Origin of the sequence: Oerskovia sp. NPDC056781 (assembly GCF_042789955.1) — a bacterium.
Lineage (GTDB): Bacteria > Actinomycetota > Actinomycetes > Actinomycetales > Cellulomonadaceae > Oerskovia > Oerskovia rustica.
Window position 1 is genome coordinate 1 of record NZ_JBHUAD010000398.1, and the last position, 1382, is coordinate 1382.

Sequence of the window (1382 nt, forward strand, 5' to 3'; positions counted from 1 at the left end):
CAGACCGCGACGACGACGGAGATGTCTCGTGGGGTGCAGGAGTCCGCGACGGGTGCTTCGGAGATCGCGGGCAACATCACCGGCATCGCGACCGCCGCCTCGTCGACCGCGGAGGCGATCCAGCAGATGAACGACTCGATCGCCGAGCTCGCCCGGATGAGTGCCGACCTCCAGGCCGACGCCTCCAAGTTCGTGTACTGACGCACGCCCCACGATCCCGCACGAGCCAGCATCTGAGGAAGGAACAGCACGTGAACCGGCAGAGCGAAGCACCCGACGACCTCGCAGTCACGCTCGAGATCGCGCCCGAGGCGTTCGTCGAGTCCTCCCCCGACCCTCTGCCGACCACCGGACCGGTGTCGGGCGACGGGACCGACGCGGCCCCTTCCCGGACCTCGGGCACGGAGCCGCCGACGCGCGGCGCAGGCGGCAGCGTCCTGCGCTCGGTCCGCACCCGGATCCTCGGGCTCGTCGCGCTGCTCGTGGTCGCCATGATCGTGCTGGGCGCGGTGGCCGTCTCGACCACGGTCTCGCTCCGGGACCGCACGGAGCGGATCGCGATGATCCAGAGCACGCTCAACGCGCGCGTCATGGCTCTGCAGAGCTCGGTGTGGTCGTACCGTCTGGCGACCGGCGGGCTGGGCGACTACATGGGGGAGGCCGACGAGGCTGGCCCGCAGTTCGTCGCGATCGACGGGGCGCACGGCGCGGTGACGGCCGAGATGCGTGCGTTCGAGGACATCTACGCCGGGATCGGCGAGGCGGTGCCCGACCAGTACGGGTCGTTCGCCCTGTCCGTGAACGAGTACATCTCGATCGTCGAGGAGCGCAAGCTGCCGGCCTTCGAGGCGGAGGACCGCGCGGCCTTCCGGTCGGCGGACACGGACCTCGACAAGGTCGGGCAGCAGATGGGGGGCGCGCTCGACCGGCTCCAGTCCTACATCGACGACATCCTCGCGGACGAGACGGCCGGAGCGGCGAGCGAGGCGTCGACGGCGATCATCACGCTCGTCGTCATCATCGCGGTCGGCGCTCTCGGCGGGCTGGCGCTGGGCTGGGTGACGTCGGGCCGGATCAAGACGGCGATCGTCGGCGTGCAGCGCACGGTCGAGGCGATCGCGGACGGAGACCTGACCCACGAGCCCGACGTCCACGGACGGGACGAGCTGGGAGACATGGCACGTGCCCTGTCCTCGGCCCAGGCGTCTCTGCGCGCCACGCTCTCGGGCGTCCTCGAGTCGTCGGTGACGATCGCGTCGAGTGCGGAGTCGTTGGCGGGGGTGTCGTCGCAGTTCTCGGCGTCGTCGGAGGAGACGGCGGCGCAGTCGGGGGTGGTGGCTGCGGCTGCGGAGCAGGTGTCGCAGAACGTGCGGACGGTGGCT

At 70.9% G+C, this 1382-nt stretch carries 2 protein-coding genes; both read left to right on the forward strand.

Annotated features, from left to right (window positions below):
- Positions 1-201, forward strand: a 201-nt coding sequence (locus tag ACFRCR_RS18715; protein ID WP_377679690.1) for a methyl-accepting chemotaxis protein, incomplete at its 5' end; no start/stop codon positions are given.
- 50 nt (positions 202-251) lie between these two features.
- The coding region (locus tag ACFRCR_RS18720) for a methyl-accepting chemotaxis protein (protein WP_377679692.1) at positions 252-1382 on the forward strand (1131 nt) is incomplete at its 3' end.